The sequence below is a fragment of the Gilliamella sp. wkB292 genome (genome assembly GCF_001690235.1).
Classification (GTDB): domain Bacteria; phylum Pseudomonadota; class Gammaproteobacteria; order Enterobacterales; family Orbaceae; genus Gilliamella; species Gilliamella apicola_F.
The window spans coordinates 1-3,420 of the sequence record NZ_LZGO01000044.1 but is presented as its reverse complement, the minus strand read 5'-3'; the positions used below and the strand labels follow the sequence as shown (position 1 = coordinate 3,420).

Genomic DNA, 3,420 nt, shown 5'->3' with positions numbered 1-3,420 from the left:
TTGATATCCATAATAAAAATAGATGTTATAAAGAAAACTTAATGTACATTCAGCTTAATATTAAAATTTTTCATTAATTGTTTAATATGATAATCATTAAGTGGCGATACGCGAGGCAAAGATTCAGCTTCTTTTTCAGATATCAATGTTTCATTTTGCGATATGTCTACTTTTTTAAACCAAGGCTCTATTCCATATGTAAAATATACATTTTGCATATTATTGGGTGAGTAGTTTTGTTGATGCCCAATTATTCTCCAATCACCTTCAAATTTTCTATCAAATAGTAAATAGCTATCTAATATTACCGGATCAATCATTCGGTGAGCATTTCTAATTTTTGCTTCTGATAAATCTGGAGAATTGGAAATAATATCGAAAATTTCAGCAATATGGCCAACTATAAATTTAATAACAATTCTTCCAAAACAATAATTTTGATTATCTAATTTAAAACAGAATATGTCTCCGGCTTTAATGTAGCGTAACATCGTACGAGGTTTTTTATCCCAACCCCATATTTTAAAATCATTCATTAGCACTTTCCTTTCCCTGACTTACCCTTCTTTACATCACTCGCTTTTTTACTGTTATAGGCTTTTTTAAATATTTTAGCTCTATCATCATTACGCTGATATTTGATGGAATTATATTTATTTCCTCTATTTGTCGAAGACAATTTTTTCTCTTATTTTACCTGTTCTCGTTCCATACGTTTCAATATAATATTGTTCATAACCTCTTGCGTGCCCATATATAATATTTTTTTCTAATACTTCCATTCGTCCAGATGCAGATAATCTTCCAGTTTCTCGATGTTCAATCGTTCTTCTGTCAATGTCATTGGTAATGCCAATATAGTAAGGCTCTCTAGCCCCTTGGTTAGATAATGTATCCAATTAGGCGCATACTGATACAAATTAAACCCACCCAAGAGCCCTATCGGGTCCGGCTGCGTGAATCTGCCTATATCCGGGTCATAATACCTAAAAGTATTGTAATGTAAGCCCGTTTCTCTGTCTAAATACTGGCCCTGATACCTTAGGTTCTGTTGTATCTGGCTGTGTTCGATTTCCTGTATCGGTTTGCCCCACAGCTGATAGCTGCATGCCCATACAATGTGACCGTCTTCATCAGTAAGTTCTTCCGGGGCACCGTTGACATCGGTGTGGTAGTACAGCACTTTTTGTTCCGTACCGGTGGTGGTCTCTACTCTGGCTAAGGGTTCATAGCCGCTTTCATCAGTGTAGATATAGGCGCTTTTGCTTCTGTCAGTACGGGTTTCCTGAATCATGCTTAGCCCGTCCCACAGATGCGTTTCGTTTATCAGATGTCTTGCCTGACTATTGTTAATAGCCAGGTTTACTAAATTAAATTATGTGTATAAATCTATTCCTTTTACTTTATTTTTTATAAAAAACTGTCGTAACGACTCTGAAATCACAATTCGCCCTATAGATTCTTTACACCTTGCCATACAAAATTGCTCATTTATATTTTCTTTAAAGACAATTTCAAAAAATTTTTTGGGTCCATCAGGCAAGCTCTCTAATAATGGTATATATTCAGATTTATTCATATCAATACATGATATTAAACGCAGAATATTTAATGCCTTATAACCAGAATAGCTGCGACCATTAACAATTATAGTTGCCTCTATTAGCTGGACATCATGTAAAAAATCTTGATTGTTTGAAAGTAAATTGGCAAGTCTAGGCGAGATAAAATCAGGACCATCACTGAAATAAAAATCATAAGAGAGTAAACGTTTTTCACTGACTTTGTTTTCTAATTTAAAAACTACTTGTTTATTTGATTGAGACTCCTTGCATTGTAGAAATTCGTAACTGTCAACTACAGTTGAGTCATATTGGAACCAATAACTATCAGGATAATTACCTAGCATAAGTTCATAAATCATATCAACATCCTTTGGAAGGCCTAATTGAATTTTTATTTAAGGTAGGATATAAATATTTAGAAAATAGCCGGGAGAGATAGATTTTCCCGACATTAGATATAACATCTATTCATATTTACTAAATTTCTCTATCCAACCATTTTCTGTAAAAAGTTCACCAGATAATCCATCACTGAGCTCAACAATGTTTTTTCCATCATTCCCATCTTGAGATATCAACAACTTCATGTTTTCTTCATTTTGCTCAAGCATATTAAGAACATTATAAATAACACTGTCAATAGAATTAAAAACTACCTTTTTCAAAACTTTAATTTGATTTTCATCAAAGGCTTTTATTTCATTACTCAGCTCAATAGAGCTTTTAGATTTCATTCTACCATTTAATATGGCTTCAAACTCAAAAATAGATTGATCTCTGATACTAGAGATAAACTCTTGACCAAAGGAATCAAGTAATTTCTTATCTGACATATTAATTACTCCTATCTAATTCCACGGTATATTTGATGGTGAAGTTACACCCTATGATCTTAAATTCCATAAAGATTGAGCGACAAAATCCCTTTCCTTTTTAGTGCTAGCACCACCGGCCTTTAAAAGCATCTACAGCTATTTTTGTGTGTTCAGCCAAGGTATTCGGGCGACCACTCTTAGCCAGTTGATAATAAGCATTGCGTTAATAATTAGTCATATCCTGATGTCGCCATCCTTTCTGATTCATATAGTCCTAACTAACTGAACAACCTTTCTTAGGTTCATAGTTTGGATTATTTTTAAAACCAGCTTTCCGATAATGTGATGCTCGACAACATCTTTATATTCACCAACACCACATTTACTTAATTCAAGTGGATCTATCTGGATCAATAGGTTGTTTGGTGAATACGCATACTGGTTTAATCCACCTACCAGCCCTATGGGGCGACTGTGTGAATCTACCTATATCATGGTCGTAGTACCTAAAAGTATTGTAATGTAAGCCGATTTATTTGTCTAAATACTGTCCCTGATACCTTAGGTTCTGTTGTATCCGGCTGTGTTCGATTTCTTGTATCGGTTTGCCCCACAGCTGATAGCTACATTTTCACAAGATGTTACCAGCTTCATCCGTCAGCTCTTCCGGGGCACCGTTAACATCGGTGTGGTAGTACAGCACTTTCTGTTCCCTACCGGTGGTGCTGCCTATTCAAGACAATGGGGTTCTGTCCGTATCAAGGTATGACAATTATAGCCGGCTATAACAAAGTTGAATCCAGTATAGACTATAAAAGTAAAATATTTAAAATTAATTATTTTTTACTTTCTCTGATTTGAGCTAAGCCATTTTCAAGACGACTAAGATTTTGATATTTATCAGCAGCATGGCTTCTATTCAAATATTTAAGCCATCCCTCTACAGCTGTATTAAATAATGCTAGACCTTCTGGTGTTACATTTTCCCTTTTTATAACTGTGTCGGTTTTTAATTTTCCTTGCTCATCAAAGGGCTCAAT

3 protein-coding genes and 3 pseudogenes are annotated in these 3,420 nt (G+C 34.6%); all 6 read right to left on the bottom strand.

What is annotated here, in order from left to right:
• Positions 1-38 precede the first annotated feature (38 nt).
• A complete protein-coding gene (locus tag A9G09_RS04295) occupies positions 39-536 on the bottom strand; it encodes an immunity 26/phosphotriesterase HocA family protein (RefSeq protein ID WP_065633675.1) in 498 nt (165 codons plus the stop codon).
• A 272-nt stretch (positions 537-808) separates the two neighbouring features.
• Positions 809-1,312, bottom strand: a pseudogene (locus A9G09_RS04290) (RHS repeat-associated core domain-containing protein); the annotation flags it as partial.
• 63 nt (positions 1,313-1,375) lie between these two features.
• Positions 1,376-1,924: a hypothetical protein gene (locus A9G09_RS04285; protein WP_065633673.1), complete on the bottom strand. Its 549-nt coding sequence runs from the start codon at positions 1,922-1,924 to the stop codon at positions 1,376-1,378.
• Between the two features lie 105 nt (positions 1,925-2,029).
• Entirely contained in the window at positions 2,030-2,398 is a 369-nt protein-coding gene (locus A9G09_RS04280; protein WP_065633672.1) for a hypothetical protein, read from the bottom strand.
• Positions 2,399-2,761: 363 nt separating this feature from the next.
• Positions 2,762-3,086, bottom strand: a pseudogene (locus tag A9G09_RS13245) (RHS repeat domain-containing protein); the annotation flags it as partial.
• 130 nt (positions 3,087-3,216) lie between these two features.
• Positions 3,217-3,420 (bottom strand): annotated as a pseudogene (locus tag A9G09_RS12865) (DNA polymerase III); the annotation flags it as partial.